Source organism: Lysobacter antibioticus HS124, from assembly GCF_000336385.2.
GTDB classification, from domain to species: domain Bacteria; phylum Pseudomonadota; class Gammaproteobacteria; order Xanthomonadales; family Xanthomonadaceae; genus Lysobacter; species Lysobacter firmicutimachus.
In genome coordinates this window covers 1-1334 of sequence record NZ_HG424585.1, presented here as the reverse complement: position 1 = coordinate 1334, position 1334 = coordinate 1, and the positions used below count along the sequence as shown (strand labels likewise).

Annotated in this window: 1 protein-coding gene; it reads left to right on the top strand. The window is 55.9% G+C overall.

The window, feature by feature from the left end; translation table 11 throughout:
• A partial coding sequence (locus tag TX83_RS20155) for a cysteine peptidase family C39 domain-containing protein (protein ID WP_141233598.1) occupies positions 1-913 on the top strand: 913 nt, incomplete at its 5' end.
• Between the last annotated feature and the right edge of the window lie 421 nt (positions 914-1334).

The window sequence follows — 1334 nt, the reverse complement described above, 5'->3', positions numbered from 1 at the left end:
TGGTGATGTCGACGCGTTCCAGCAGGTCTATAACACGCTGCAGGGAGGAGGGCTAAGCCAGGGCGACTTGCGCTACATCTATGGCAGCAGCCTGCTCAACTGGGCAGATGGCGTTCACGCCAGGAGCGGTTTACAGCTAACTGCCGCTCTTGGTGCGAGCGGAAGCGCTGGAGCGTTGGCGGCAGCGGGAACCCTGAGCGCCGGTGCCGCAATGAGTCTGGGGAACAGTCTCGTCGTTAGGTGTTTGAGCAATCTGCTCGGATGCAACGGAATTGGTATCGCAGGAATGGAAATCCTGATGGGCGATGCTGCGCCATCTACCGGTCTAGCTATTCCGGTCGGAAATCCGGTGGGGGCGGGTGGTGCGGCATCTGTAGTCGACGATTTGGCGAAGCGCGTGGCCAACAAAGTTGACCGTATCGTCTACGAAACTGATGCCCTCAATGTCTTAAGGGACGATATGCTGGCCGGGGCGGGCGGAAAATGGCCGGTAGTTAACGAGGCGGTCAGCGCTTCAACCGTTCAGCAGAGTACGCCAACATCGTGTGGTCAGGCTTGCGCCCAAATGCTGCTTGCTGATCGTGGAACGGCGATCGACCAAACGCAATTTGGGCTGGGATTGACGTCTCCTCAAGGGTTGGCTGCAAATCTGAACAGGATAGATGATGGGTGGATAGGGGCAGGTGTTGATCCATCTAGTTTTGATGCCTTAAACAAGACGGGCTCGTGGGCGGCGATGATGTGGGAAAGAGGTAGCAGCTACGGCCATTGGGTAGTTGTTGATGGGTTAAATGATGGTGGAATGGTGGTGGTGCGTGATCCGTTCAGTGCAACCCGCTATCTGATGAAAAAAGACGATTTCGATAATGCATGGAGTGGTTACAGTGTATTCAAGCCAGAATCGAAGCCTTGACCTTGTGTTGAACTCAATAACTTATACGGAGAGTGAGTCGGTGGTGTATCGCGCATCTGTTGACGGCGCGGAGATTGAATTCCGTGCGGCTGTATCAGACATTGCTGGGATTAGGTCCGTGGTAATGTCTGATGACTTTGAGAGCTTTCTCAGGCCTTTCTGTAGAGCCGACCCAGCCATTGTTAAGCGATTGATTAAGCTGACATGGGCTGTGATCGAAGGAGACTCGCCGGTTTACCCTGTGCATGTCTAGCAACTCGAATACACGTTGAATTTTTGACGTCGCCCAACAGCGCCTGCGGAACTGGAGCGGCGGCAACAACAAAGCTCCGCTGCACGGCGTGACCGCGGCGGCGACATCGGTGCCGCGCTGCGCTGGGCGGCATGATCGGTAGCGGCAGTGGTGCGGCGTCGGCGCTGG